Raw genomic sequence first — 24053 nt, 5'->3', positions numbered from 1 at the left:
TCCGCGTCCCGACCCGCATCATCGAAACCCGTATCGTGACCGATCCGAAGTCCAGCGAGTCCCTCCTGCAAGTCCGTGTCTACTATGAAGACACGGACGCGGGCGGGGTGGTTTTCTACGCCAACTACTTGAAATTCCTGGAGCGCGCCCGCACTGAATGGCTGCGCGACCTGGGAGTCAACCAATCCGGCCTGGCCGCCAGCGAGCAACGACTGTTCGTCGTCCGCTCGCTGGACATGTCTTACCGCAAGCCAGCCAAACTGGACGATTTGCTTACCATACGCAGCCGGGTCACACGACTGGGCCGCGCTTCGATACACTTCGCGCAGCGCGCAGAACGGGACGGGGAACTGCTTGCCGAAGGCAATATCCAAGTCTGCTGCGTCGATGCCATCAACATGCGGCCGGTGGAACTGCCGGCCGACGTCCGCGCCAAACTGGAATCAATTCAGGAATAACCATGCAAGCCACCAACGACATGTCGTTGCTTTCGTTGATTTCGCACGCCAGCGTGCCGGTCCAGTTGATCATGCTGATGCTCCTGGGCATCTCGATCATGTCCTGGACCTACATCTTCGCCAAGCGGCTGGCCATCAAGCGCGCCCATGCCCAGACCCGCCGCTTCGAGGACGATTTCTGGTCGGGCGGCGACCTGTCGATGCTGCAACAGGCCGTGGCCTCGCGCCGCGATGAACAGGGCGCGCTGGCCCGCATCTTCGACGCCGGCATGACCGAATTCCTGAAAGCCCGCCGCGGCACCAGCACGGATGCCACCGCCCTGCTCGACGGCCCGCGCCGCGCCATGCGCGCCGCCTACCAGCGCGAGATGGACGCGCTGGAATCGCACCTGAACTTCCTGGCGTCGGCCGGCTCGGTCTCGCCCTACATCGGCCTGCTCGGCACGGTCTGGGGCATCATGCACGCCTTCATCGGGCTGTCGAACATGCAGCAGGCCACGCTGGCCTCGGTCGCGCCCGGCATCGCCGAAGCGCTGATCGCCACCGCCATCGGCCTGTTCGCCGCCATTCCGGCGGTCGTCGCCTACAACCGTTTCACCAACGACATCGACCGCATCTCGATCCGTTTCGACAGTTTCGTCGATGAATTCCTGAACATTCTGCAACGGCAGGTGCGCTAATGCCCTCGGTAAGCTCGCGCGGCAGGTCCGGCCGCCGCATGAAGGCCGACATCAATGTGGTGCCCTACATCGACGTGATGCTGGTGCTGCTGGTCATCTTCATGGTGACCGCGCCGCTGATCACGCCGGGCCTGATCCAACTGCCTTCGGTGGGCGCGGCCTCCGACGTTCCGGTCAAGCCGCTGGAAGTCCAGATTTCGGAAGACGGCAAGATCGCGCTGCGCATGCGCGAACCCGGCGCCACCCTGCAGGACATCGCCCGTCCCGAGCTGGTGGCGCAGGTGCGCTCGCGCATCACGGCCGAAACGCCGGTGGTGATCGCGGCCGACGGCAAGGTGCCCTACGAGACGGTGGTGAAGGTCATGGATGAACTGCGTACCAATGGCATCACCCGCCTGGGCCTGCTGGTGGACCAGTCCGCCGGCGGCAACCAGCCCGCCCCCGCGAAGAAACGCTAACGCGACGCCCTCCGCCGGCGCCGCCGGCCTGCAACGCTCATGACGCCACCCATCATTCGACACCACAGCGGCCCCCCGGCCACGCCGCCCAACAACGACAACCGGATCGCCCTGGTCCTGGCGTTGCTGGTGCACGCGCTGCTGCTGGCCGTGTTGATCTTCAACCTGAACTGGCACACTGAAAATCCGGGCCCGGTGGAAGTGCAACTGTGGGCCGACGGCAATTCGCCCGTCTCGCCCCCGCCGCAACCACAGCCGGCGCCGCCCAAGCCCCAGCCCAAACCGGAACCCAAGCCGCAACCCGAGCCCGAGCCGCAAAAGCAGCCCGAGCCGCCGCCGCCCCCGCCCCAGCCCAAGCCGGAACCGCAAGTCCAGCCCAAGACCGAGGAAGTCGATCCGGAAATCGCGCTGCAGGAAGCCAAGAAGAAGCGTGAAAAGGAAGAGCAGGCCCGCCAGGCCGCCGAGGCGGCCAAGGAAAAGGCGCGCCTGGAGGAAGAGCGCAAACAGGCCGAATTGAAGGAAAAGAAGCGCCTCGAACAAGAACGCCAGGCCGCGGAAAAGGCGGCGGCCGAGAAGGCGGCGGCCGAGAAAAAGGCCAAGGAAGAAGCGGCCAAGAAGGCCGCCGCCGAAAAAGCGGCCGCCGAGAAGGCCGCCGCGGAAAAGGCCGCGGCGGAGAAAGCCGCCGCGGAAAAGGCCGCCGCCGAGAAAAAGGCCAAGGAAGAGGCGGCCAAGAAGGCTGCGGCGGACAAGGCCCTGAAGGACGCGTTCCGTAACGATGCGCTGGGCGCGGCCGGCATTCCCGGCGGCACCGCCGACCGCAACCAGGCCGGCGGCGGCCGCGACAGCGGCTACGGCGCCAAGGTGCGCGCCTGCGTGCAGCCCGGCGTGGCCTACCCGCCCCCGCCGCGCAGCGGATCGGACAATCCGACGGCGCAATACCGGGTACAGTTAGGTTCCGACGGGAAGGTGAACGGGGTCACATTGACCAGTTCGTCCGGCAACGCGGGCTTCGACCGTGCGGTCGAGACCGGCATCCGCCGCTGCAACCCCTTCCCCAAGCCTTCGACCGGCCGCTACGAACCCATCATTGACGTTGTGTACAGAATGTATGATTGACAGGAGATTGCTGATTATGACTCCCGCCCATAGCCGACGAGCTTCCCCCCTCGTTCTCTGGCGATCGTATGGCTTCGGCCTGTTGCTGCTGGCGCTTGCCTGCCTGATGGCCATCAAGCCCGCCCAGGCCCAGCTGCGTGTCGATATTTCCGGCACGGGCGCCACCCAATACCCCGTCGCCATCGCCGATTTCGCGGTGGATGACGCCCATGGCCGCGCCCTGGCCGACGTCATCCGCGCCGACCTGACCCGCACCGGCCAGTTCCGCCTGATCAGCGCCGCCGGTTCGGGCCTGAACGTGGATTCGCCCATCGCCCATGACGACTGGCGCGCCAAGGGCGCCGACTTCATCGCCTACGGCAGCATCGTGCGCGGCGCCGACGGCCGCTATGACGTGCGCTACCGCCTGGCCGATACGGTCAAGAAGGGCCAACTGGACGGCGTCGCCTTCTCGGGCACCGAGCAGGAACTGCGCCGTGTCGCCCACCAGATCGCCGACCGCATCTATGAAAAGATCACCGGCGTGCGCGGCGTGTTCTCGACCCGCATCGCCTACGTGCTCAAGCAAGGCGCCACCTATGAGCTGCAGGTGGCGGACGCCGACGGCCAGAATCCGCAGGTTGCCCTGCGTTCGCGCGAACCGATCATTTCGCCGTCCTGGTCGCCCGATGGCTCCAAGCTGGCATATGTGAGCTTCGAATCCGGCAAGCCGGTGGTGTACGTGCACACCCTGGCCACCAGCGCCCGCGTGCCGGTCGCCAACTTCAAGGGCAACAACAGCGCCCCCGGCTGGTCGCCCGACGGCACCCAGCTCGCCGTGGCCCTGACGCGTGACGGTCTGTCGCAAATTTACATCGTTAGCGCGGCCGGCGGCTCGAATATGAAGCGAGTTACGCGTTCTCCCGGGATTGACACCGAGCCGAGCTTTACGCCGGACGGCCGTTCCATTATCTTTACCAGTGACCGCAGCGGCGGGCCGCAGATTTACCAAACCGGCCTGGACGGTGGCGATGCTCGCCGCCTCACGTTTAATGGTGGTTACAACATCTCACCCCGAATTTCCCCCGATGGATCGACGCTGCTGTACGTTGCCAGACGCGACGGCGCGTTTCGAATCGCGTCGTTGAACCTGTCCTCCGGCTCGGAGACCTTGTTGACCGATGGTCGTGACGATCAGTCGCCAAGCTTCGCGCCGAATGGCATGCAAGTCCTCTACGCCGCGATCCAAAACGGACGTAGCGTGCTTGCAGGTGTTTCGAGCGATGGTCGCGTACGGCAGACGCTTTCGGTACTGAACGGGGAAATACGTGAACCGACTTGGGGCCCATTTACCCGATAACACGTGTGACTCTCTTTGCAAAGGAACTATCATGAAGTCGCGCATTGCCAAAAGCCTAACCATCGCCGCTCTGGCTGCCACGCTGGCAGCTTGCAGCTCCGTCCCTCTCGACGATAAAGCGGGTCAGGGCGGAGGCGCTGGCCAAGGATCCTCGGCCTCCGGCCAGATCCTTGATCCCTTCAACCCCCAAAGCATCCTGGCGCAACAGCGCTCGGTATACTTTGACTTCGACAGCTACACGGTGTCCGATCAGTACCGCGGCTTGGTGGAAACCCACGCCCGTTACCTGGCTTCGCACCAGCAGCAGAAAATCAAGATCGAAGGCAACACCGACGAACGCGGCGGCGCCGAATACAACCTGGCGCTGGGCCAGCGCCGTGCCGACGCCGTGCGTCGCATGATGACCCTGCTGGGCGTCAGCGACAACCAGATCGAAACCATCAGCTTCGGTAAAGAAAAGCCGAAGGCGACTGGTACGTCGGAAGCCGACTTTGCGGAAAACCGCCGCGCCGATATCGTTTATCAGCGCTAAGCTTTTCGTATAGTTAAGTGCCCCACCACGCGTCGGGACGGTCTACCGGCCGTCCCGACGTTTGTTTTTATACCCCGGGAATTTTCATGCGCGATACCGTTCTGTCCCTGCGTCCCTTGATGGCGGCCACTGGCCTGGTGCTGGCCGCCCTGACGGCGCCCGCCCACGCTTTCTCCGATGACGAGGCCCGCAAGGCCATCCTGGATTTGCGCCAGCAGGTGCAGCAACAGAACGAGCAGAGCCAACGCGCCAAGCTGCAATTGGCTGACCAGATCCAAGCCTTGCAGCAGGAGGTCGCCCAGTTGCGCGACCAGCTCGAGCTGGTGTCGCGCCAGCAACCCAGCGCCAACAAGCCGGGCGGCGCCGCCGGCGGCGCCAACCCGCCGGGCGCCACTGCCGGCGATCCGCAGGAACAGGCCGCCTATGACGGCGCCATCGACCTGTTCCGCAAGGGCCAGTACAAGGAGGCGTCCGAATCGCTGGCCGCCTTCACCGCGCTCTACCCCGCCAGCCAGCTCGCGCCCAGCGCCCAGTTCTACCTGGGCAGCAGCCGCTACGCGCTGAAGGACTTCAAGGGCGCCATCGAGCAGTTGAACGCCATGGTGCAGAAGGCGCCCGACAACGCCCGCGCCCCCGACGCCCTGCTGGTCATCGCCGGCAGCCAGATCGAGATGAACAACCGCGCCGGCGCCAAGACCACGCTGCAGCGCATCGTGCGCGACTACCCGACCACGCCGGCCGCCAACACGGCCAAGAGCCGCCTGCAACTGTTGCAGTAATGGCGGAAGCCGCTTCCGCGGTCGCCGCTTACCGGCACATCCTGCGCCGCCGGGCAGGGCTCATCGCCCTGCTGCTGGCGGCGCTTTGCATTGGGCTGCTACTGGACTTCACCCTGGGCCCGTCCGGGCTCGGCCTGGGCGAGCTGTGGGCCACGCTGAGCGCGCCTGCCGCGGCCGATCCCACCCTGCGCGTGATCGTCTGGGAGATCCGGCTGCCCTCCGCGCTGATGGCGGCGCTGGTGGGCATGGCCCTGGGCCTGGCCGGCGCGGAAATGCAGACCATCCTGAACAATCCGCTGGCCAGCCCTTTCACCCTGGGGGTCTCGTCGGCAGCCGCCTTCGGCGCCTCGCTGGCCATCGTGCTCAACCTGGGAATCCCGGGCGTGCCGGACGGCTGGCTGATCGCCGGCAACGCCTTCCTGTTCGCCCTGCTGGCGGCGCTGCTGCTGGACGGCGTGGCGCGGCGCGGCGGCATGCACACCTCGGGCGTGGTGTTGTTCGGCATCGGCATGGTGTTCACGTTCAACGCGCTGGTGTCGCTGGTGCAATTCACCGCCAGCGCCGAAGCCCTGCAGAATCTGGTGTTCTGGACCATGGGCAGCCTGTCGCGCTCGAGCTGGACCACCGCCGCCACTTTGGCGCTGGCGTTGGCCCTGGCCTTGCCGCTGGCGCTGCGCCAATCCTGGAAACTGACAGCGCTGCGGTTGGGCGAAGAGCGCGCCGCCAGCTTCGGCGTGGATGTGCGCCGTGTGCGGGTGACGGCGCTGGCCCGCGTCAGCCTGCTGTCGGCGCTGGCGGTGGCGTTCGTCGGCACCATCGGCTTCATTGGCCTGATCGCGCCCCACATCGCCCGCCGCCTGGTGGGCGAGGATCATCGTTTCTTCCTGCCGGGCAGCGCGCTGACCGGCGGCGTCATCCTGTCGCTGGCGTCGGTGGCGTCCAAGAACCTCGCGCCGGGCGTGATCGTGCCGGTGGGCATCGTGACCTCGCTGATCGGCATCCCGTTCTTCGTGGCGGTCGTGCTGCGCCGGAGCCTGCCATGACGGGCGCCGCGCACGCGCCGGCGCTGGCGATCGATGGCATCACCGCCGGCTATGGCGGCAGCGACGTGTTGCACGACCTGTCGCTGCCGCGCCTGGGCGCTGGCGCGGTCACGGCTTTGCTGGGCCCGAACGGCAGCGGCAAATCGACGCTGCTCAAGGCGCTGGCGGGGCTGGTGAAAGTGCGCGCCGGCCACGCGTGGCTGGACGACCTGGACCTGGCGCGGCTGGATTTCGCCGCCCGCGCGCGGCACCTGGTCTACCTGCCGCAAAGCTTGCCGGCCGCGGTGCATCTGCGGGTGTTCGAATCGGTGCTGGTGGCGGCCCGCGCCAGCGCGGCCGAGGGGCCGCCGGCGGACGTCCGCGAGATCGAGCGGTTGCTGCAACGATTGGGCATCGGCCACCTGGCGCTGCAATACCTGGATGCCCTATCGGGCGGCCAGAAGCAGTTGGTGGGACTGGCGCAGGCCCTGGTGCGCCGGCCGCGCGTGCTGTTGCTGGACGAGCCGCTGTCGGCGTTGGATCTGAATTACCAGTTCCATGTGATGCGGCTGCTGAAGCAGGAGACCGCGCAGCACGGACTCATCACGGTGATCGTGCTGCATGACCTGAACGTGGCGCTCCAGCATGCCGAACACGCGGTGATGATCCAGGGCGGCCGGCTGGCCGCGGCAGGCGCGCCGGCCGCGGTCATCACACCGGCATCGCTGGCGGCCGTGTATGGGATCCAAGGCCGGGTCGAGGCGTGCTCGCGCGGCCGGCTGCAGGTGCTGATCGACGACCTGGACGCGCAACCGCACTGACGCGGCAGGCCCGGCCAGCGGCCCGCGCCCTCGCGGGGCGCGGCCCCTGAAAACGCTAGGCGCGCTGCGCCACGTCGGCGACCGGCGCGCCGGTCATGGCGGCCAATTGCCGCGGCGTCAGGTTGAACACCGCATGCGGGTGGCCCGCCGCCGCCCACAGGCTGTCGTACTGGAACAGGTCCTGGTCCAGCAGCATGACCGGCTTGACCGCATGGCCGATCGGGCAGACGCCGCCGATGGCGTAGCCGGTCATGTCGCGCACGAACTTGGCATCGGCCTTGACCAACGGGCCGACCTGGCTGGCGACCTTGGCCTCGTCGACGCGGTTGACGCCGCTGGCGATGACCAGTACCGGCGCATCGTCGGAGGCGCGGCGGAAGATGATCGACTTGGCGATCTGCGCCACCTCGCAGCCCAGACCGGCCGCCGCTTCCGCCGAGGTCTTGCCGGTCTGCGGCAGCACCACCACCGGCTTGTCGTGGCCCATGTCGGCCAGCAGGCGGGCGACGCGGCGGGCGGACTCGGGAAGATCGGCGGGGGTGGCAAGGGACATCTGGCGAACTCCGTTCAGGAAAAAAGATCGGGAGACGAGTTTATCAGCCCCGCCAATGCCCCCGCCGCGGGCGCGGGCGTGCCGCTGCCGCCGGAGTGAACCGGCTAGAATGCCCGCCTGGCTTTCCCGACCCCGACCCGATGCGTTCCGAACCCGTCCTGCCCCTGCAAAGCGCCGATATCGGCGGCTACGCCATGTCCTACACCGAATACGGCGAAGGGGCGCCGCTGGTGCTGGTGCACGGCTCGCTGTCCGACTGCCGCTATTGGAAATCGCAGATGGCGCCGCTGGGCCGCTCGTTCCGGGTACTGGCGGTATGCCTGCGACGTTACTGGCCCGAAAGCTGGGATGGCGCCGGCGAGGGGTTCTCGGTGGCACAGCACGGCGCCGACGTGCTGGCTTTCATCGACCGGGTGGCGGGCGAACCCGCCCACCTGGTGGGCCATTCGCGCGGCGGCCGCGTGGCGCTGGAAGCGGCGCTGGCGCGCCCGGAGGCGCTGCGCAGCCTGACGCTGGCCGACCCCGGCCTGCCGCTGCCCGGCGGCGACGATGCCCGGGGCGGTTTTCGCCAGCGCGCGCTCGACCTGATCCGCGACGGCGCCGTGGAAGAAGGCCTGGCGTTGTTCGTGGACACCGTGACCGGACCGGATACCTGGCAGCGCATGGTGCCGTGGTTCAAGGAAATGGTGCGCGACAACGCCGGCACCCTGTTCGGCCAGGCGCGCGAGACCCCTGCGACCCTCGCCCCGGAACAGATCGGCTCGCTGACGCTGCCGACGCTGTTGATCGGCGGCGCGCTCAGCCCGGCGCCCTACCCGGCGGTGCTCGACGCGCTGGCGCAATGGCTGCCGCAGGCGCAACGGGTGGACATCGCCGGCTCATCGCACGGCATGAATCTGGGCAACCCGCGCGCCTTCAACGGCGCCATTGAATCGTTCCTGCGCGGCTGACCCGGGCGCGCCGTCAGGGTTCGACCGACGGCATGTGCTTGAGGCGCTTGAGCACGAAGGTCGAGCGGCTGTGGCGCACGCCCGGCAGCTTGTAGAGCCGCTTGCGCAGGAATTCCTCGTAGCCTTCCGTGCCGGCCACCGCGACCTTGATCAGGTAGTCGTATTCGCCCGTCACCAGGAACGCCTCCACCACTTGCGGCAATCGCGTGATCGCCTCGCCGAAGCGCGCCAGCGTGTCGTCGTCGTGGTGCTCGAGCGTGACCTCGATCATGACGGTGTCGGGCAGGCCCAGCGCCTTCTGGTTCAACAGGGCCGCGTAGCCCTCGATCACGCCCGCGTCCTCCAGCGCCTTGACCCGGTTCCAGCAGGGCGTGGGCGACAGGCCGACCTGCTCGGCCAGTTTCAGGTTGGTGAGGCGGCCGTCGGCGCGCAAGGCGCGCAGGATCTTGCGGTCAGTTTCGTCGATTTTGGGCGGGGTGGACATGGGCAGCGAATTCCTGAAAGACAATATCCCTGGAAAATTCGATTTCAGAGGATAAATATTCTTCCATTACCGCATAAAAGACGGGAATCCGGAAACCTATTTTCCCTATCCGGCCGTAGACTTTCCAGCAAGACGGGCATTACCCCGCCCGTCGGATCCAGCGCCCGCGCCGTGGCACAACCCGGCCTTGACGCCGGTGTAGTCCACCGCAGTGTGCCGCGCGCCGATCCGCGCGGCGGGAAATCATGTCTCACGCAGCAGCAGTACCCGCAAGAACCGGCCTGGGCCTGTCCGGCACCGCCATGCTCCTGGCCGCGCCGGCGCTCTTCGCCTCCAACATGGTGGCCGCCCGCTGGGCCCATGACGCCGCCCTTCCCCCCGTTTTCCTGGCCTTCGGCCGCTGGCTGATCGCCTTCCTGATCCTGTTGCCGCTGGCCGCGCCGGCCCTGCTGCGGCATCGCCAGGCGCTGTGGCGCGGCCTGCCCACGCTGCTGCCGCTGGCGGTGCTGGGCATGGGCGTGGCGGTGGCGCCGCAGTACATCGGCGCGCAAAGCACCAGCGCCACCAACATCGCCCTGATCTTCTCGTGCAGCCCGATCCTGGTGGCGCTGCTGGAGGCGGTCATCTGGCGCAAGCCCCTTTCGCCCCTGCGCGCCGCCGGCCTGGCGCTGGCGCTGGGCGGGGTGCTGGCGGTGCTGACACGCGGCGACGCCGGGGCGCTGGCGCGGCTGGCGTTCGGCCAGGGCGATCTGTGGGTGCTGCTGGCCGCCACCGGCTGGGCCTTCTACACGGTGCTGCAAAAGCGCCTGATCCTGCCGGCGGTGCCCGACGGCGCGCGGCTGGCCGCGATGATGCTGGGCGGCGCGATCGCGCTGGCGCCGTTCGCCGGCATCGAGGCCGCCGCCGGCACGTTGCCGCCCTGGAGCGACCCGCGGTTGGCGGCGGTGCTGCTGTTCCTGGCGGTGGTGCCGAGCCTGGGCGCGTACTACGTCTATGGCCGGCTGATCTGCCGCGCCGGCCCGGCCACGGCCGGCCTGTCCATGTTCCTGGTGCCGGTGTACGCCGCGTTGCTGGCCTGGCCGCTGCTGGGCGAGACGCCGCGGTTGTTCCACGCCTATGGCTTTGTGATGATCCTGCTGGGGGTGAAGCTGGCCTCGTCGCGGCAGCGGACGACGACGGCCGGCGCCCCGGCGCCGGCCTGAAAACAAGGCCGCCGGATCGGCGGCCCTTGCCATCGCATGACGGCAATCAACGGCCCGAGCCCTGGGCCGCGATCACTTCCTGCGCCACCTGGCGCGGCGCTTCGGCGTAATGCTTGAACTCCATCGTGTAGGTGGCGCGGCCCTGCGTCAACGAACGCAGCGAGGTGGAATAGCCGAACATCTCGGCCAGCGGCACCTCGGCGCGCACCACCTTGCCGCCACCGCCGGCGATGTCTTCCATGCCCTGCACCATGCCACGGCGCGACGACAGATCGCCCATGACGTTGCCGGTGAAGTCCTCGGGCGTTTCCACCTCGACCTGCATCATCGGTTCCAGCAGCACCGGATCGGCGCGCCGCATGCCCTCCTTGAACGCCATCGAGCCGGCCATCTTGAAGGCGTTTTCGTTCGAGTCGACGTCGTGGTACGACCCGAAGAACAGCGTCACCTTGACGTCGACCACCGGGTAGCCCGCCAGCACGCCGGCATTGAGCGACTCGCGGATGCCCTTGTCCACCGCCGGGATGAACTCGCGCGGCACCACGCCGCCCTTGATGGCGTCGACGAACTCGTAGCCCTTGCCCGGTTCCTGCGGCTCGAGCTTGAGCACCACGTGACCGTACTGGCCGCGGCCGCCCGATTGCTTGACGAACTTGCCTTCGACTTCGTCGCAGGTCTTGCGGATGGTCTCGCGATAGGCCACCTGCGGCTTGCCCACGGTGGCCTCGACGCCGAACTCGCGCTTCATGCGGTCGACCAGGATTTCCAGGTGCAGCTCGCCCATGCCGGAAATGATGGTCTGGCCGGATTCCTCGTCGGTACGCACGCGGAACGACGGGTCTTCCTGCGCCAGCCGGCCCAGGGCGATGCCCATCTTTTCCTGGTCGGCCTTGGTCTTGGGCTCGACCGCCTGCGAGATGACCGGCTCGGGGAACACCATGCGTTCCAGCACGATGACGTGCGCCGGGTCGGTCAGCGTGTCGCCGGTGGTAACGTCCTTGACACCCACCGCGGCGGCGATGTCGCCGGCGTAGACCTCGGTGATCTCGCGCCGTTCGTTGGCGTGCATCTGCAGGATGCGGCCCAGGCGCTCTTTCTTTTCCTTGACCGGGTTGTAGACCGAATCGCCGGACTTGACCACGCCCGAATAGACCCGGAAGAACACCAGTTGGCCCACGAACGGATCGGTCATGATCTTGAAGGCCAGCGCCGAGAACGGTTCTTTGTCGGTGGGGTGGCGCTCGATTTCATGGTCGCGTTCGTCGTGGCCCTTGATGGCGGGCACGTCGACCGGCGAGGGCAGGTAGTCGATGACCGCGTCCAGCATGGCCTGCACGCCCTTGTTCTTGAAGGCGCTGCCACAGAGCATCGGCACGATCTCGTTGGCGACCGTGCGCTGGCGCAGGCCCTGCTTGATCTCGGCTTCGGTCAGCGCTTGGCCGCCCAGGTACTTTTCCAGCAGCGTTTCGTTGGCCTCGGCGGCCTTCTCGACCATTTTGTCGTGCCACTCCTGCGCCTGCGCCTGCAGCGCCGGCGGAATGTCGCGGTACTCGAAACGCACGCCCTGGCTGGCGTCGTCCCAGATGATGGCCTTCATCTTGACCAGATCGATCACGCCTTCGAAGCCGTCTTCGGCCCCAACGGGCAGTTGCACCGGCACGGCGTCGCCCTTCAGGCGTTCGGTGATCTGGCGCTGCACGCGCAGGAAGTCCGCGCCGACGCGGTCCATCTTGTTGACGAAGGCCAGCCGCGGCACGCGGTACTTGTTGGCCTGGCGCCAGACGGTCTCGGATTGCGGCTGCACGCCGCCGACCGCGTCATAGACCATGACGGCGCCGTCCAGCACGCGCATGGAGCGCTCGACCTCGATGGTGAAGTCGACGTGGCCCGGGGTGTCGATGATGTTGATGCGGTGTTCGGGATAGTTGCCGCCCATGCCTTTCCAGAAGGCGGTGGTGGCGGCGGACGTGATGGTGATGCCGCGTTCCTGTTCCTGCTCCATCCAGTCCATCACGGCGGCGCCATTGTGCACTTCGCCGATCTTGTGGGTAATACCGGTATAGAAGAGGATGCGCTCGGTGGTCGTCGTCTTGCCCGCGTCGATGTGGGCGCTGATGCCGATGTTCCGGTATAGCTCGATAGGCGTCTTGCGAGTCATGGCCTCGTTCCTTGCAGTAATCACCAGGAATGGGCGGCAGGTCCGACCGGAAACTGCCGCGGCGGGCGCCATGCCGCGTTGAGAGGTGTGCTCGGGGATTGCGAAACCGCGCCCGCACTAATCCGTAAATATTACGCGCAGCGAGCCGGTTTACAAGCCTTAGCCCTGTGCGCCTCAGGGGAAGGCGCGGGCACGAAAAAGCCCCTCGACGACGAGGGGCTTGAGCGGCGGGCGCCGCCGGCGGGCCTGACAACAGCCTGACGCCGGCGAGACGGCCCGGGATTACTTCTTTTCTTCCTTGACGCGGTACACCAGCACGGCGGTGCTGGCCAGCGACAGCACCTTGGCGGTGACGCTGCCCAGCAGCAGGCGCGACAGGCCGCTGCGGCCGTGGCTGCCGATGAAGATCAGGTCGCAGCCGGCGTCCGCGGCGGCCTGCACGATGCCGTCGGCCACGTTGAAGTTGGACACGGCGCGCGCCTCGGACTTCACGCCGGCGGTGTCGGCGCGGTCGGTGATCTGCTTGAGGTACTTGTCGGCCTGTTCGGCGGAGGCCTTTTCGTAGTCTTCGTCGGTGATGGCGTAGGCCGCGGCCATGCCGTCGAAACCGATGGTGGCGGCGAATGGCTGCGTCACATAGAGGGCGACGACGTCAGCGCCCACGGAGCGCGCGAAGGAAATGCCGGCGTTGGCGGCTTGGGCCGACAGCGGCGAGCCGTCGGTGGGAATCAGGATCTTCTTGAACATCTTGCCTGCTCCTGTTTGAGAGGAAACTCCATGCTACCGGAAACCCGTCAGGTTCACATCAAGCGAACCCGGGGCGCTTGATGCGCGTCAACCCAGTTGCTGGGCGGCGGCGAACAGGTTGGTGCAGCGGGTGCCGGTGCGGCAGTACGCCAGCACCGGGCCGGGCAGCGTGCGCAGCAGCTCGGCGAAGCGGGCCACGTCGGCGGCGGTCATGGCGCTGCCGACGACCGGCTGGTATTCGATTTTCAGACCGGCGGCGGTGGCGGCCTTGGACACGTCGGCGGCGGTCGGCTGGTCGGGGCCGCCTTCGAAGTCGGGGCGGTTGATGATGACGCTCTTGTAGCCGGCGGCGGCCACGTCGGCCATGTCGTCGGGCCCCAGTTGCGGGGCGACGGCGAAATTCTCGGTGAGCGGCTTGATCGGTGCGGACATGGCGATTCCTTGATGGGATGGACTGCGTATTATTGTAGGAGCCGTTTCAGGCGAAAAGCTTTTCCAGCACATTCCAGACACCGCGGTCGTCGGCCATCGACACGGAGAAGCGCAACATCGTCGACGGCCCCTGCGAGGGCGAGAACAGCGTGCCGGGCGCCAGCAGCATGCCGCGATCGGCGGCGGCGCGCGCCAGCACCTCGCTGTCGCGGCCGCAATCGGCCCAGACGAACATGCCGGCCTGCGGCTCGTGCGCGACCGTCAACCCCAGTTTGAGCAATCCTTTCAGGCAGCGCTGGCGGGCCTCGTCCACGCGCTGGCGCACCCGTTCTATGTGGCGCCGGTACTGGCCTTCCATCAGTACCCGGTGCACCACCCGCTCGCCCAGTTCGGGCGAGGTCAGCCCGGCCAGCATTTTCAGGTCGGCCAGCTTCTGCAGGATGTCGGGATTGGCGGCCAGGTAGCCCACCCGCAGGCTGGCCGCCAGCATTTTGGAATAGCCACCGACCAGGATGACGCGGTTGAGCCGGTCCAGCACCGCCAGTTTCATGGCGCCGCCGGGGTGCAGTTCGCCGTAGGTGTCGTCTTCCACCACCAGGAAATCGTGGCGTTCGGCGATGCGCAGGATGTCATAGGCGGCGCCGGCCGACAAGGTGTGGCCGGTGGGGTTGTGCACGGCGCTGTTGATGATGAACAGCTTGGGCTTGTGCTGCGCCGCCAGTTGCTCGAGCAAGGCGATGTCGGGGCCGTCCGGGCCACGCGGCACGCCGATCAGGCGCGCGCCGAAGGCCGCCAGGCGGCCGAAGATGACGAACCAGGCGGGATCCTCGACCAGGACGGTATCGCCCGGCTGCACCAGCAGGCGGGCGATCAGGTCGAGCCCATGGGTGACGCCGTTGGTGGTGAGCAGGTTGCGCTCGGGATGGGCCGGCACGCCATCGCTTTGCAGCGAGGCAGCGATCTGCTGACGCAGGGGGGAAAACCCCTGCGGATGGCCGTAGGACACCAAATGGCCGCGCACCGAGCGGCCCACGGCCCGCACCGCGCCCGCCACCATTTCCGGATCGAGCCAATCAGCCGGCAACAGGCCGGCACCACCCGGCATGCCGGGGCCGCCCCCCTCGCGGAACATGCTGCGCAACAGCCAGGCAATGTCGACCCGCGCGGGCGGGACGAAGCTTTGCGCGGCCGGCGCGGCAGCGTTGGCCGCCGGGGCCAGCGGCCCGCTGCGGGCCCGCACAAAGAAGCCGGCGCCCCGGCGCGACTGCACCAGGCCGCGCGCCACCAGGCGGTCATAGGCTTCCACCACGGTGAAGCGGCTGACGCCGGATTGCTCGGCCATCTTGCGGATCGACGGCAGGCGGGTGCCGGGTCGCAGGCCCTGTTCGTCGATGCGTCGGGCCAGGCCATCGGCCAATTGCGCCACCAGAGTGGCATCGGCCTGGCGCACGGGCTGCCAGGGCATGGAGGGAGAGGCAACTGTCATGGAGATTTCACCAGGCCAGTGGTTAAAGTGACCTGCAAAAGTGTACCGGTACTGTACCGATGACTATGCGTAGAGTGACAGCAATGGCGTCAACCCGCAAGCCCTGTGGAGCGCCCCTCTTTCCTGGACGCCCGCCGATGAGCCGCTCCGCCTTGCATCCCTCGCCCCATGGCGCTTCCCTGGCGTCTTCCGCCTCGCCCTGGGAGGGCTATGGCTACGGTCTTCTGGGCGTGCTGGTGTTCTCGCTGACCCTGCCGATGACGCGGCTCGCCGTGGCCGAATTGCCGCCGCTGCTGGTGGGTCTGGGACGGGCCCTGCTGGCGGCTGTACCGGCAGTGGCCCTGTTGTGGCTGACCCGCAGCCGGCGGCCCGATCGCCGCGAATGGCCCGGGGTCATGCTGGCCGCGCTCGGCATCGTGGTGGGCTGGCCGCTGGCCTCGACGCTGGCGATGCAGACCGTGGCGTCGTCGCACGGCGCGGTGTTCAATGGCCTGCTGCCGCTTTCCACCGCCGTCTTCGCGGCCTGGCGCAGCGGCGAACGGCCTTCGCCGTCGTTCTGGGGCTGGGCCCTGGTGGGCGCCGCGCTGGTCTGCGCATTCGCGCTGCGCGAGGGCCAGGGGGCGCTGGTGATGGGAGATTTCTGGCTGTTGCTGGCCGTGCTGCTGGGCGGCATGGGCTATGCCGAGGGCGCGCGCGCCTCGCGCACGCTGGGCGGCTGGCGCACCATCTGCTGGGCGCTGGCCATCAGCGCGCCGGTGCTGGTCGTGCCGGTCGGCTGGATGGCCTCGCGCCAGACAGGCTGGCCCGCCGCCGATGTCCTCGGGGCCTGCGCCTACCTGGCGTTCGGTTCGATGTTCCTGGGTTTTTTCGCCTGGTATCGCGGCCTGGCGGCGGGCGGCATCGCCCGCGTCGGGCAGATCCAGTTGCTGCAGCCGTTCCTGACGGTGCTGGCCGCGGCCCTGCTTTTCGGTGAATCGGTGGATCTGACCACCTTCCTGTTCGCCATTGCTGTCATCGTGGTCATCGCCGGCGGCCGCCGCGCGATTGTTGGAGTCAAGAAATGACGCTGTTCCCTTCCAGTCTGGCCGACGTGCCGCTCGCTTCCCTGTCTCTGCTGGGCCCCCTGGCGCTGTTCGCGCTGGTCAGCTCGATCACGCCCGGGCCAAACAACGTCATGCTGGCCGCGTCCGGCCTGAACTTCGGTTTTCGCCGCAGCATGCCGCACCTGCTGGGCGTGAACCTGGGTTTTACCCTGATGATCTTCCTGGTGGGCATCGGCCTGGGCTCCGTGTTCCAGCAGGTGCCGGCGCTATACACCGTGCTGAAGTACGCGGGCGCCGCCTATCTGCTGTATCTGGCCTGGAAGATCGCCAATTCCGGTGGCGTCGAGGAAGGCCAGGCGCGCGGCAAGCCGATGACGTTCCTGCAGGCCGCGGCGTTCCAGTGGGTCAACCCCAAGGCCTGGGTCATGGCGGTGGGCGTGATCGCCACCTACACGCCGCAAGCCGGCTTCTTCGCCAACCTGGTCATTGCCACCGTGGTCTGCGGCATCGTCAACCTGCCCAGCATCGGCATCTGGGTCACCTTTGGCACCGCGCTGCGCCGGGTGCTGCACAGGCCCGGGGCGATCCGCGCCTTCAACATCGTCATGGCGCTGCTGCTGGTGGCATCACTGTATCCGGTGGTGCTGGAGGCGCTGCGCTGAGCACGCCGGCCTGACACAGTGCCGTCAGGGCCGTGACGGATCGCCCGGCCGAGCGCGCGCCGCCTCAGCGGGCCAGCAGCGCGACCACCACCGCGGGCGTGACGAGCACGTTGAAGAGCCCCGCCATCACCATCACCAGCCCCGCGACCGCGCCCTCCTCGGCGGCCAGCTCGCGGGCCTTGGCCGTCCCGGCCCCATGCGCACCCATGCCGAACAGCGCGCCGCGCGCCAAGGCCGAGCGCAGCGGCAGCCAGCGGCGCATGAACTGGCCGATGGCGGCGCCGAACACCCCGGTAACGATGACGAACACCGCGGTCAGGTCGGGCACGCCGCCAACGTGCGACGACACCGCCACCGCGAACGGCGTGGCCACCGAACGCGGCAGCAGGCTCAGCCGCAGATCCGGCGGCAGATCCAGCAGGCTGCCCAGCAGCCAGGCGCTGGCGCCAGCGATGGCGCTACCGACCGCCACGCCCGCCACCAGTACCGGCCAATAGCGCCGGATCAGCGCGCGCTGTTCGTACAACGGCAATGCGAAAGCGACGATGACCGGCCCCAGCATCATCATCAGCCAATGGGAGCCGGCCATGTAATCGCGGTAGCCGGTATGCAGTAACAGCGCCAACAGCAGCAGCAAAGCCGGCGCCACCACCAGCGTGGAGGTCCACCAATAGGCATAGCGGCGGTAGAACAGGCGCGCGCAGGCATAGGCCAGCACCGTGGCCAGGGGCCAGAACAGCAGATTGAATTCAGCCCGCATGGCGATTCATCCAGCGATAGCAGAGGTCGATCGTCAGCGCGGTGCCGAGCATCACCAACGCCGTGCCCAGCAGGATCACGGTCAGCAGCTTCAAGCCCAGCACGCCCAGGAATTCGCGGTGATCCAGCAACGACATCACGGCCGGCACGAAGAACAGCAGCATTTCGCCCAGCAACCAACTGGCGCCGCGATGCACGTTGCGCACCCGCAGCAGGCCCGCGGCCAGCAGGGTCAATACCAGCGCCATGCCGATCACGCCGCCCGGGATCGGCAGGCCGGCGGCGTTGGCCAACATCTGACCCAACAGGGAAAACAGGATGAGGAGAAAGATCTGCAGCACGCGGCTGCGGCGCAGCAGACTGCGCGGGATGATGAGATAGCGACGGCGAGACATGGAAATTTCCAGCGGACGGAAACGTTTTACGCCGCTCGCGGCCATAGATAAAATGAATTTGTAGAATTCAACCCATTCCAATCAGGCATATCCATGGATCTGCGTCCGTTGCGCGCGCTGGTGGAGGTGGTCCGCCAGGGCGGCTTCTCCCTGGCCGCGAAAGCCGTCTTCGCCACCCAGCCCACGGTCAGCAAGGCCGTGCGCCAGCTTGAGGACGAGATCGGCATGCCGCTGCTGGACCGCCAGGCGCAGCCGCCGCGGCTGACCGAGGCGGGCGAAATCGTCTACCGGCGGGCCGTGAAAATGTTGGCCGAACGCGACGACCTGTATGCCGAACTGGATGAGTTGCGCGGTCTCAAGCGCGGGGTGCTGCGGCTGGGCCTGCCGCCGCTGGGCAGCAGCACCTTGTTCGCGCCCATGTTCGCGCGTTTTCGCAGCCGCTATCCGCACATCGAAATCAGCCTGCTGGAACACGGCGGCCACCGGCTGGAGGAAAGGGTCATGGCCGGAGAGATCGAACTGGCCGCGTCGCTGCGGCCGGACTCCGACAATTTCGACTGGCAGCCGGTGGCGCGCGAGCCGCTGGTGGCGCTGCTGCCGGCCGACCACGCGCATGCCGGGGCCGCCGGCGTCAGCCTGGCGCAATTGCGCGATTCGCCCTTTATCCTGTTCGAAACCGGTTTCGCGCTCAACCGCATCATCGAGCAGGCCTGCCGGCGGGCCGGCTTCGCGCCCACCATCGCGGCGCGCAGCGGCCAGATCGACTTCATCGTGGCGCTGGTCAGCGCCGGACTGGGCGTGGCCTTCCTGCCGCGCGTGAAGGCGGAAGAAGAACGCCACGCGGGCGTGACCCTGGCGCCGCTGCGCGACGCCCACACAGACTGGCAGATGGGGCTGGTGTGGCGCCGCGGCGGTTACCTGTCGCCCGCCGCGCAGGCCTGGCTGGGGCTGGCGCGCGAGATGCATCCGGACACCGCTTGAAGCGATCCGCCAACACGCCGCGTTGTATGCTGGCGGCGCAACCGCGCCCGTCGGCGCGGGTTCCGTCCATCATGCCCGCCCTGCCCCGATTCACCGTCCGCCGCCTGTTCGGCGCCGCCGTGCTCGCCGCCGCCAGCGTGGTCGGCTGTTCGCAACTCGACTCCTGGCAACGCCAGACCATTTTTTCGCCGCAATCCGAGCCGCAGACCTGGTGGCGCGAGCCGGCCAAGGGCACGCAGGTCTACGACCTGACACTGGCCAATGGCGACAAGGTGCGAGCCTGGTATTGGCAAAGTCAGCAGGCCAACGCGCCCACCGTGCTGTACCTGCATGGCGCGCGCTGGAACCTGAACGGCAGCGCCTTCCGCATCGACGGCTGGACCCGCAAGGGCTATTCGGTGCTGGCCATCGACTACCGCGGGTTCGGCGCATCGACGCCGCGCCTGCCGTCCGAGGCCAGCGCGCTGGAAGACGCCATGGCGGGGTTGAAGGAACTGGCGCGGCTGCAGCCCGATCCCGCGCGCCGCTTCGTCTACGGCCACAGCCTGGGCGGCGCCATCGCCATCAACCTGGCGGCGCGGCCGCAGCAGCCCGACTTCGCTGGCCTGATCGTGGAATCGAGCTTCACCAGCATCAGCGCGATGCTGGCGACGATGAAGTGGGGCCGCGTGCCGGGCGCCAGCCTGCTGGTCACCCAGCCTTTCGATTCGGTGCAGACGCTGGCGCGGCTGCATACGCCGATGCTGATCATGCACGGCACGGCCGACCGCGTGGTGCCGCACACCATGAGCGACGAACTCTACATGGCGGCCCGCGGCGTCGCGCCCGAACTCAAGCGGCTGGTCAAGATCGAAGGCGCCACACACTCGGGCGCGTTCCGCAGCGGCGAACAGTACGACGAAGCCGTCAAGACCTTCATGCGCGACGCCAGCCGCGCCTATCAGCGCAAGGCGGGCTGAGCGCCTGCCGGCTCGCGCTCACGGGCGGGGCCGCCCACCGAGCGGGCCACGACGGCGTGCGCTTCCGAGGCGTGATCGCCTCGCGCCTTGCCGGGCATGTCCCACGCGCCGGCACGGCTGCCAACGCCCCTCTTCCCCCGGGGAAAACCCGCTCTCGGGAAACTCCCATATCAAAATATCTTCTAAATATATTTAACGGATATTAGACTTTCTCGCACCCGCCGCCCTTCTTTCGCGGCGCCGGCCATCCGAGGAGAATCCAGTTGAGTAACGTGCGTTGGCAGGGCGTCTTTCCTGCCGTAACCAGTAAGTTCCATGCCGACGAAACCCTCGACTTCGAAGCGATGCGCAAGCATTTCGGCTTCCTGATCGACAACGGCGTGCATGGCCTCGTCACCTGCGGTTCGCTGGGCGAAGCCAGTACCCTGACGCTGGAGGAAAAGCTGGCGGTCACGGGCTGCGCCGTGGAAGTCAGCGGCGGCCGCGTCCCGGTGCTGGCCAACGTGTCGGAAACCAGCACCCGCGAGGCGCTGCGTTTCATCAAGGCGGCGGTAGCGCTTGGGGTGGACGGCTTCATGCTGATGCCCTCGCTGATCTACGTGGCCGATGCGCGCGAGGCGATGCAGAGCATCCGCACCATGGCCGAGGCCGCCGCCAAGCCCTGCATGATCTACAACAACCCGGTCGCTTACCGCGTCGACCTCAAGCCTGAACACATGGCCGAACTGGCCGACTGCCCCTGGCTGGTGGCGATCAAGGAAAGCAGCGACGACATCCGCCGCGTGACCGACCTGCGCAACCTGCTGGGCGACCGCTACCAGCTTTTCATCGGCGTCGACGACCTGTCGTTCGAGGCCCTGGCGCTGGGCGCCGATGGCCTGCTGGCCGGCCTGGTCACCGCGTTCCCGCGCGAAACCGTGGCCCTGTACGACCTGATGAAGGCCGGCAAGTGGCAGGAAGCGCTGGCCCTGTACCAGTGGTTCACGCCGCTGCTGCACCTGGACGTGTCGACCAAGCTGGTGCAGAACATCAAGCTGGCCGAGACCCTGGCCGGCGTCGGCAACGAGCACGTGCGCCGTCCGCGCCTGCCGCTGGTGGGGGCCGAGCGCGAGCGCTGCGCCGCCATCATCGAGGCGGCGCTGGCCAAGCGGCCGCGGCAATACCAGTCGAAGTAAACGACCCAGCCCGACGCAGGACGGCGCGCCAGCAGAGCCGGGACGCGCCGTCCTACCGCCAGCCTCTCGGACACCATGCACAGCGACATCATCCTTCAGACCCGCGGCCTCACCAAGGAATTCCTCGGCTTCGTGGCGGTCAACGACGTCAATCTGAGCGTCAGGCGCGGTGCCATCCACGCGCTGATCGGCCCCAACGGGGCCGGCAAGACCACGGTCTTCAACCTGCTCACCAAGTTTCACATCCCGACGCGCGGCCAGATCGTCTACGACGGCGTGGACATCACCGGCGAGCGGCCGGCGCAGACGGCGCGGCGCGGCATCGTGCGCTCGTTCCAGATCTCGGCGGTGTTCCCGCAACTGACGGTGCGCGAGAACGTGCGCGTGGCCTTGCAGCGCAAGCTCGGCGTGGACTACTGCTTCTGGCGTTCCGAACGCTCGCTGGAACGGTTGCATGCGCGCGTCGAGGAATTGCTGGATCAGGTCGGCCTGCGCGCGCAATTGGACGTGGCCGCCGGCGACCTGCCCTACGGCCGCAAGCGCACGCTGGAGATTGCCACCACCCTGGCGCTGGAACCCGAGCTGCTGTTGCTGGACGAACCCACCCAGGGCATGGGCCATGAGGACGTGGACCGCGTCAAGCACCTGATCAAGCAGGTCTCGGCCGGCCGCAGCATCCTGATGGTGGAGCACAACATGAAGGTGGTGGCCGACATCTGCGACGCCATCACCGTGTTGCAGCGCGGCGAGATCCTGGCCGAAGGGCCATATGCCGAGGTGTCGGCCAATCCGGCGGTGCGCGAAGCCTACATGGGAGCGGAAGATGAATGAGCAGACCCGGCCCATGCTGGAAATCCGCGACCTGCATGCCTGGTATGGCGAATCGCACATCCTGCACGGCATCGACCTGGACGTGAACGCCGGCGAATGCATCACGCTGCTGGGGCGCAACGGCGCCGGCCGCAGCTCGACCCTGAAGTCGGTGCTGGGCCTGGTGGGCCGGCGCAACGGTTCGATCAAGGTGGACGGCCGCGAGACCATCGGCCTGCCGCCGCACAAGATCGCGCGCCGGGGCATAGGCTATTGCCCCGAAGAGCGCGGCATCTACGCCTCGCTGAGCGCCGAGGAAAACCTGATGCTGCTGCCCACGGTGGGGCCTGAAGGCATGTCGGTGGATGAGATCTACACGATGTTTCCCAACCTGAAGGAGCGCGCCCACAGTCCCGGCACCAGGCTGTCGGGCGGCGAGCAGCAGATGCTGGCGATGGCGCGCATCCTGCGCACCGGCGCCCGCCTGCTGCTGCTCGATGAAATCACCGAAGGGCTGGCGCCGGTCATCGTGCAGGCGCTGGGCCGGGTGATCAGGCAGTTGCAGGAGCGCGGCTACACCATCGTGCTGGTCGAGCAGAACTTCCGCTTCGCCCGGCACCTGGCCGACCGCCATTACGTCATCGAGCACGGCCAGGTGGCCGCCGTGATCGAGCGGGCCGAGGTCGAGCGGTCGCAAGACCGTCTCAACACCCTGCTCGGCATCTGAAGGCCGCCGCGCGCAATTGCCGTGGTTGCAGTTTCCCGTGGTGCTTCCGACCGCAGTCCCCCCATTCCCATACGGAGCGTAGTCAGATGAAATTGAATCGAATCGCAGCGGCGCTGTGCGCCATCGGCCTGGCCGGTAGCGCCCAGGCGCAGCCCGGCATCAGCGACGACGTCGTCAAGGTCGGCGTGCTGACCGACCTGTCGGGCGTGTATTCCGACCTGGCCGGCAACGGCTCGGTGATCGCGGCGCGCATGGCGGCCGAAGAAATGGGCAACAAGGTGTTGGGCAAACCGGTCGAAGTGGTGGCCGCCGATCACCAGAACAAACCCGACGTCGCCGCCAACCTGGCGCGCGAGTGGTTCGACCAGGGCAAGGTCGACATGATCACCGACTTCCCCACCGCCTCGACGGCGCTGGCGGTGATGGAGATCGCGCGCCAGAAGAACCGCGTGACGATGCCGTCGGCCGGGTTGTCGACCGCGATCCTGGGCGAGAAGTGCTCACCGCTGAACGCGCAGTGGACCACCAACACCTACGCGCTGGCGGCCGGCACGGCGCGCGCGCTGGTAAAGGATGGCAAGAAGACCTGGTACTTCATCACCGCCGACTACACCTTCGGCCACTCGCTGGAAAAGGACGCCACCGAAGTGATCCAGGAGAACGGCGGCAACGTCGTCGGCGTGTCGCGCCACCCCTTCCCCGGCAATGATTTCTCGTCGTTCCTGCTCAAGGCGCAGGCCTCCAAGGCGGACGTGATCGCGTTGGCCAACGCCGGCAACGACACCGTCAATGCGGTCAAGCAGGCCAATGAATTCGGCATCACCAAGAAGCAGATCGTGGCGCCGCTGCTGACCTATATCTCGGACGTGCACAGCATGGGCCTGGCCAAGGCCCAGGGCATGTACCTGACCGAGGCGTTCTACTGGGACTATGACGACGCTTCGCGCGCCTGGGCCAAGAAGTTCTTCGAGAAGGCCAAGAAGATGCCGACCGCATCGCAGGCCGGCGTCTACTCGGCCACGCTGTCGTACCTGAAGGCGATCGAGGCAGCCGGCACCGACGAGGCGCCGGCGGTGATGGCCAAGCTGCGCGAGATGACCATCAACGACGCCGTGATCCGCAACGGCAAGCTGCGCGCCGACGGCGCGCTGGTGCATGACATGCTGCTGTTGCAGGTGAAGGCGCCGGCCGAATCCAAGGCGCCGTGGGACTACTACCACGTGAAGTCGGTGCTCAAGGGCGAAGAGGTGTTTCCCAAGCCCCAGGCCGCCTGCGCGTTGAACAAGTCATGACGCCTGCCGGCGCCGGGGGGGGGGGGGGGGGGG

The 24053-nt window shown here is 67.5% G+C and carries 27 protein-coding genes; 19 read left to right on the top strand and 8 right to left on the bottom strand.

Translation table 11 applies throughout. The annotated features are described in order from the left end of the window. The first annotated feature begins 35 nt into the window (after window positions 1–35). The 9 genes from ybgC (at window position 36) to ACN6O8_RS18920 (ending at window position 7205) form a co-directional block, all read left to right on the top strand. On the top strand, window positions 36–458 hold the full coding sequence (ybgC, locus tag ACN6O8_RS18960; protein ID WP_427992538.1) for a tol-pal system-associated acyl-CoA thioesterase: 423 nt from the start codon (window positions 36–38) through the stop codon (window positions 456–458). Window positions 459–460: 2 nt separating this feature from the next. Beyond that, complete coding sequence (gene tolQ, locus ACN6O8_RS18955; protein ID WP_427992537.1) at window positions 461–1138, top strand: protein TolQ; 678 nt, start codon at window positions 461–463, stop codon at window positions 1136–1138. Beyond that, window positions 1138–1596 carry an ExbD/TolR family protein gene (locus tag ACN6O8_RS18950; protein ID WP_006392914.1) on the top strand — a complete coding sequence of 153 codons (459 nt, stop codon included), beginning with the start codon at window positions 1138–1140 and terminating at the stop codon, window positions 1594–1596. Before tolQ ends, ACN6O8_RS18950 begins: the two co-directional genes overlap by 1 nt. Window positions 1597–1635: 39 nt before the next feature. Beyond that, window positions 1636–2712 (top strand): cell envelope integrity protein TolA, encoded by a 1077-nt coding sequence (tolA, locus tag ACN6O8_RS18945; protein WP_427992536.1) that lies wholly within the window; start codon window positions 1636–1638, stop codon window positions 2710–2712. A gap of 16 nt (window positions 2713–2728) precedes the next feature. Continuing rightward, a complete protein-coding gene (gene tolB, locus ACN6O8_RS18940) occupies window positions 2729–4051 on the top strand; it encodes a Tol-Pal system beta propeller repeat protein TolB (RefSeq protein WP_427992535.1) in 1323 nt (440 codons plus the stop codon). A 31-nt stretch (window positions 4052–4082) separates the two neighbouring features. Continuing rightward, on the top strand, window positions 4083–4583 hold the full coding sequence (pal, locus tag ACN6O8_RS18935) for a peptidoglycan-associated lipoprotein Pal (RefSeq protein ID WP_173010749.1): 501 nt from the start codon (window positions 4083–4085) through the stop codon (window positions 4581–4583). Between the two features lie 86 nt (window positions 4584–4669). Continuing rightward, window positions 4670–5362: a tol-pal system protein YbgF gene (gene ybgF / locus ACN6O8_RS18930; protein WP_427992534.1), complete on the top strand. Its 693-nt coding sequence runs from the start codon at window positions 4670–4672 to the stop codon at window positions 5360–5362. Beyond that, on the top strand, window positions 5362–6405 hold the full coding sequence (locus ACN6O8_RS18925; RefSeq protein ID WP_427992533.1) for a FecCD family ABC transporter permease: 1044 nt from the start codon (window positions 5362–5364) through the stop codon (window positions 6403–6405). The genes ybgF and ACN6O8_RS18925 overlap by 1 nt, the downstream gene beginning before the upstream one ends. Then, window positions 6402–7205 (top strand): ABC transporter ATP-binding protein, encoded by an 804-nt coding sequence (locus ACN6O8_RS18920; RefSeq protein WP_427992532.1) that lies wholly within the window; start codon window positions 6402–6404, stop codon window positions 7203–7205. Before ACN6O8_RS18925 ends, ACN6O8_RS18920 begins: the two co-directional genes overlap by 4 nt. Before the next feature lie 55 nt (window positions 7206–7260). Here ACN6O8_RS18920 and ACN6O8_RS18915 read toward each other — a convergent pair whose 3' ends face one another. After that, a complete protein-coding gene (locus tag ACN6O8_RS18915) occupies window positions 7261–7758 on the bottom strand; it encodes a YbaK/EbsC family protein (protein ID WP_427992531.1) in 498 nt (165 codons plus the stop codon). 140 nt (window positions 7759–7898) lie between these two features. Between ACN6O8_RS18915 and ACN6O8_RS18910 the strand changes: the two genes are divergently transcribed. Beyond that, entirely contained in the window at window positions 7899–8708 is an 810-nt protein-coding gene (locus ACN6O8_RS18910; RefSeq protein ID WP_427992530.1) for an alpha/beta fold hydrolase, read from the top strand. A 13-nt stretch (window positions 8709–8721) separates the two neighbouring features. Here ACN6O8_RS18910 and ACN6O8_RS18905 read toward each other — a convergent pair whose 3' ends face one another. Further along, complete coding sequence (locus ACN6O8_RS18905; protein ID WP_427992529.1) at window positions 8722–9192, bottom strand: Lrp/AsnC family transcriptional regulator; 471 nt, start codon at window positions 9190–9192, stop codon at window positions 8722–8724. Window positions 9193–9437: 245 nt separating this feature from the next. Between ACN6O8_RS18905 and ACN6O8_RS18900 the strand changes: the two genes are divergently transcribed. Next, on the top strand, window positions 9438–10394 hold the full coding sequence (locus tag ACN6O8_RS18900) for a DMT family transporter (RefSeq protein WP_427992528.1): 957 nt from the start codon (window positions 9438–9440) through the stop codon (window positions 10392–10394). 46 nt (window positions 10395–10440) lie between these two features. On the opposite strand, the gene fusA is transcribed toward ACN6O8_RS18900, so the two are convergent. The 4 genes from fusA to ACN6O8_RS18880 all read right to left on the bottom strand — a co-directional run bounded on the left by fusA (window position 10441) and on the right by ACN6O8_RS18880 (window position 15217). Continuing rightward, on the bottom strand, window positions 10441–12552 hold the full coding sequence (fusA, locus tag ACN6O8_RS18895) for an elongation factor G (RefSeq protein ID WP_427992527.1): 2112 nt from the start codon (window positions 12550–12552) through the stop codon (window positions 10441–10443). A gap of 282 nt (window positions 12553–12834) precedes the next feature. Further along, window positions 12835–13299: a universal stress protein gene (locus ACN6O8_RS18890; RefSeq protein ID WP_006388728.1), complete on the bottom strand. Its 465-nt coding sequence runs from the start codon at window positions 13297–13299 to the stop codon at window positions 12835–12837. 87 nt (window positions 13300–13386) lie between these two features. Continuing rightward, window positions 13387–13731 carry a TIGR01244 family sulfur transferase gene (locus ACN6O8_RS18885; RefSeq protein WP_427992526.1) on the bottom strand — a complete coding sequence of 115 codons (345 nt, stop codon included), beginning with the start codon at window positions 13729–13731 and terminating at the stop codon, window positions 13387–13389. 46 nt (window positions 13732–13777) lie between these two features. Further along, window positions 13778–15217 carry a PLP-dependent aminotransferase family protein gene (locus ACN6O8_RS18880; RefSeq protein WP_427992525.1) on the bottom strand — a complete coding sequence of 480 codons (1440 nt, stop codon included), beginning with the start codon at window positions 15215–15217 and terminating at the stop codon, window positions 13778–13780. Window positions 15218–15354: 137 nt separating this feature from the next. On the opposite strand from ACN6O8_RS18880, the gene ACN6O8_RS18875 reads away from it, so the two are divergent. After that, entirely contained in the window at window positions 15355–16281 is a 927-nt protein-coding gene (locus ACN6O8_RS18875; RefSeq protein ID WP_427992524.1) for a DMT family transporter, read from the top strand. Further along, entirely contained in the window at window positions 16278–16922 is a 645-nt protein-coding gene (locus tag ACN6O8_RS18870) for a LysE family translocator (RefSeq protein WP_427992523.1), read from the top strand. The genes ACN6O8_RS18875 and ACN6O8_RS18870 overlap by 4 nt, the downstream gene beginning before the upstream one ends. Before the next feature lie 64 nt (window positions 16923–16986). On the opposite strand, the gene ACN6O8_RS18865 is transcribed toward ACN6O8_RS18870, so the two are convergent. Both ACN6O8_RS18865 and ACN6O8_RS18860 read right to left on the bottom strand, forming a co-directional pair. Continuing rightward, window positions 16987–17682, bottom strand: coding sequence for an LrgB family protein (locus ACN6O8_RS18865; protein WP_427992522.1), 696 nt, complete (start codon window positions 17680–17682; stop codon window positions 16987–16989). Continuing rightward, the gene (locus ACN6O8_RS18860; protein WP_427992521.1) at window positions 17672–18076 is read right to left on the bottom strand and encodes a CidA/LrgA family protein; all 405 of its coding nucleotides are present in this window, start codon (window positions 18074–18076) and stop codon (window positions 17672–17674) included. Before ACN6O8_RS18860 ends, ACN6O8_RS18865 begins: the two co-directional genes overlap by 11 nt. Window positions 18077–18169: 93 nt before the next feature. On the opposite strand from ACN6O8_RS18860, the gene ACN6O8_RS18855 reads away from it, so the two are divergent. From ACN6O8_RS18855 to ACN6O8_RS18830, 6 genes are all read left to right on the top strand, one after another. Continuing rightward, window positions 18170–19057, top strand: a complete 888-nt coding sequence (locus ACN6O8_RS18855; RefSeq protein WP_427992520.1) for a LysR family transcriptional regulator — start codon at window positions 18170–18172, stop codon at window positions 19055–19057. Window positions 19058–19128: 71 nt separating this feature from the next. Beyond that, window positions 19129–20016, top strand: coding sequence for an alpha/beta hydrolase (locus ACN6O8_RS18850; RefSeq protein WP_427992566.1), 888 nt, complete (start codon window positions 19129–19131; stop codon window positions 20014–20016). 263 nt (window positions 20017–20279) lie between these two features. After that, a complete protein-coding gene (locus ACN6O8_RS18845) occupies window positions 20280–21191 on the top strand; it encodes a dihydrodipicolinate synthase family protein (protein ID WP_427992519.1) in 912 nt (303 codons plus the stop codon). 75 nt (window positions 21192–21266) lie between these two features. Continuing rightward, window positions 21267–22022, top strand: coding sequence for an ABC transporter ATP-binding protein (locus tag ACN6O8_RS18840; protein ID WP_427992518.1), 756 nt, complete (start codon window positions 21267–21269; stop codon window positions 22020–22022). Beyond that, window positions 22015–22728: an ABC transporter ATP-binding protein gene (locus tag ACN6O8_RS18835; protein ID WP_427992517.1), complete on the top strand. Its 714-nt coding sequence runs from the start codon at window positions 22015–22017 to the stop codon at window positions 22726–22728. The genes ACN6O8_RS18840 and ACN6O8_RS18835 overlap by 8 nt, the downstream gene beginning before the upstream one ends. An 86-nt stretch (window positions 22729–22814) precedes the next feature. Next, window positions 22815–24020, top strand: a complete 1206-nt coding sequence (locus ACN6O8_RS18830) for an ABC transporter substrate-binding protein (RefSeq protein ID WP_427992516.1) — start codon at window positions 22815–22817, stop codon at window positions 24018–24020. Window positions 24021–24053 lie beyond the last annotated feature (33 nt).

Origin of the sequence: Achromobacter sp. (assembly GCF_050285565.1) — a bacterium.
In the GTDB taxonomy this organism is placed as follows: Bacteria; Pseudomonadota; Gammaproteobacteria; order Burkholderiales; family Burkholderiaceae_B; genus Achromobacter.
The sequence above is the reverse complement of the archived record's forward strand: the minus strand, read 5'-3'. Positions and strand labels throughout refer to the sequence as shown.

What these genes read in the sequence shown, in the direction of transcription:
- tolQ (WP_427992537.1), top strand. Translation starts at nt 461, where the DNA reads ATGCAAGCCACCAACGACATGTCGTTGCTTTCGTTGATTTCGCACGCC.
- ACN6O8_RS18950 (WP_006392914.1), top strand. Translation starts at nt 1,138, where the DNA reads ATGCCCTCGGTAAGCTCGCGCGGCAGGTCCGGCCGCCGCATGAAGGCC.
- tolA (WP_427992536.1), top strand. Translation starts at nt 1,636, where the DNA reads ATGACGCCACCCATCATTCGACACCACAGCGGCCCCCCGGCCACGCCG.
- tolB (WP_427992535.1), top strand. Translation starts at nt 2,729, where the DNA reads ATGACTCCCGCCCATAGCCGACGAGCTTCCCCCCTCGTTCTCTGGCGA.
- pal (WP_173010749.1), top strand. Translation starts at nt 4,083, where the DNA reads ATGAAGTCGCGCATTGCCAAAAGCCTAACCATCGCCGCTCTGGCTGCC.
- ybgF (WP_427992534.1), top strand. Translation starts at nt 4,670, where the DNA reads ATGCGCGATACCGTTCTGTCCCTGCGTCCCTTGATGGCGGCCACTGGC.
- ACN6O8_RS18925 (WP_427992533.1), top strand. Translation starts at nt 5,362, where the DNA reads ATGGCGGAAGCCGCTTCCGCGGTCGCCGCTTACCGGCACATCCTGCGC.
- ACN6O8_RS18920 (WP_427992532.1), top strand. Translation starts at nt 6,402, where the DNA reads ATGACGGGCGCCGCGCACGCGCCGGCGCTGGCGATCGATGGCATCACC.
- ACN6O8_RS18915 (WP_427992531.1), bottom strand. Translation starts at nt 7,758, where the DNA reads ATGTCCCTTGCCACCCCCGCCGATCTTCCCGAGTCCGCCCGCCGCGTC.
- ACN6O8_RS18910 (WP_427992530.1), top strand. Translation starts at nt 7,899, where the DNA reads ATGCGTTCCGAACCCGTCCTGCCCCTGCAAAGCGCCGATATCGGCGGC.
- ACN6O8_RS18905 (WP_427992529.1), bottom strand. Translation starts at nt 9,192, where the DNA reads ATGTCCACCCCGCCCAAAATCGACGAAACTGACCGCAAGATCCTGCGC.
- ACN6O8_RS18900 (WP_427992528.1), top strand. Translation starts at nt 9,438, where the DNA reads ATGTCTCACGCAGCAGCAGTACCCGCAAGAACCGGCCTGGGCCTGTCC.
- fusA (WP_427992527.1), bottom strand. Translation starts at nt 12,552, where the DNA reads ATGACTCGCAAGACGCCTATCGAGCTATACCGGAACATCGGCATCAGC.
- ACN6O8_RS18890 (WP_006388728.1), bottom strand. Translation starts at nt 13,299, where the DNA reads ATGTTCAAGAAGATCCTGATTCCCACCGACGGCTCGCCGCTGTCGGCC.
- ACN6O8_RS18885 (WP_427992526.1), bottom strand. Translation starts at nt 13,731, where the DNA reads ATGTCCGCACCGATCAAGCCGCTCACCGAGAATTTCGCCGTCGCCCCG.
- ACN6O8_RS18880 (WP_427992525.1), bottom strand. Translation starts at nt 15,217, where the DNA reads ATGACAGTTGCCTCTCCCTCCATGCCCTGGCAGCCCGTGCGCCAGGCC.
- ACN6O8_RS18875 (WP_427992524.1), top strand. Translation starts at nt 15,355, where the DNA reads ATGAGCCGCTCCGCCTTGCATCCCTCGCCCCATGGCGCTTCCCTGGCG.
- ACN6O8_RS18870 (WP_427992523.1), top strand. Translation starts at nt 16,278, where the DNA reads ATGACGCTGTTCCCTTCCAGTCTGGCCGACGTGCCGCTCGCTTCCCTG.
- ACN6O8_RS18865 (WP_427992522.1), bottom strand. Translation starts at nt 17,682, where the DNA reads ATGCGGGCTGAATTCAATCTGCTGTTCTGGCCCCTGGCCACGGTGCTG.
- ACN6O8_RS18860 (WP_427992521.1), bottom strand. Translation starts at nt 18,076, where the DNA reads ATGTCTCGCCGTCGCTATCTCATCATCCCGCGCAGTCTGCTGCGCCGC.
- ACN6O8_RS18855 (WP_427992520.1), top strand. Translation starts at nt 18,170, where the DNA reads ATGGATCTGCGTCCGTTGCGCGCGCTGGTGGAGGTGGTCCGCCAGGGC.
- ACN6O8_RS18850 (WP_427992566.1), top strand. Translation starts at nt 19,129, where the DNA reads ATGCCCGCCCTGCCCCGATTCACCGTCCGCCGCCTGTTCGGCGCCGCC.
- ACN6O8_RS18840 (WP_427992518.1), top strand. Translation starts at nt 21,267, where the DNA reads ATGCACAGCGACATCATCCTTCAGACCCGCGGCCTCACCAAGGAATTC.
- ACN6O8_RS18835 (WP_427992517.1), top strand. Translation starts at nt 22,015, where the DNA reads ATGAATGAGCAGACCCGGCCCATGCTGGAAATCCGCGACCTGCATGCC.
- ACN6O8_RS18830 (WP_427992516.1), top strand. Translation starts at nt 22,815, where the DNA reads ATGAAATTGAATCGAATCGCAGCGGCGCTGTGCGCCATCGGCCTGGCC.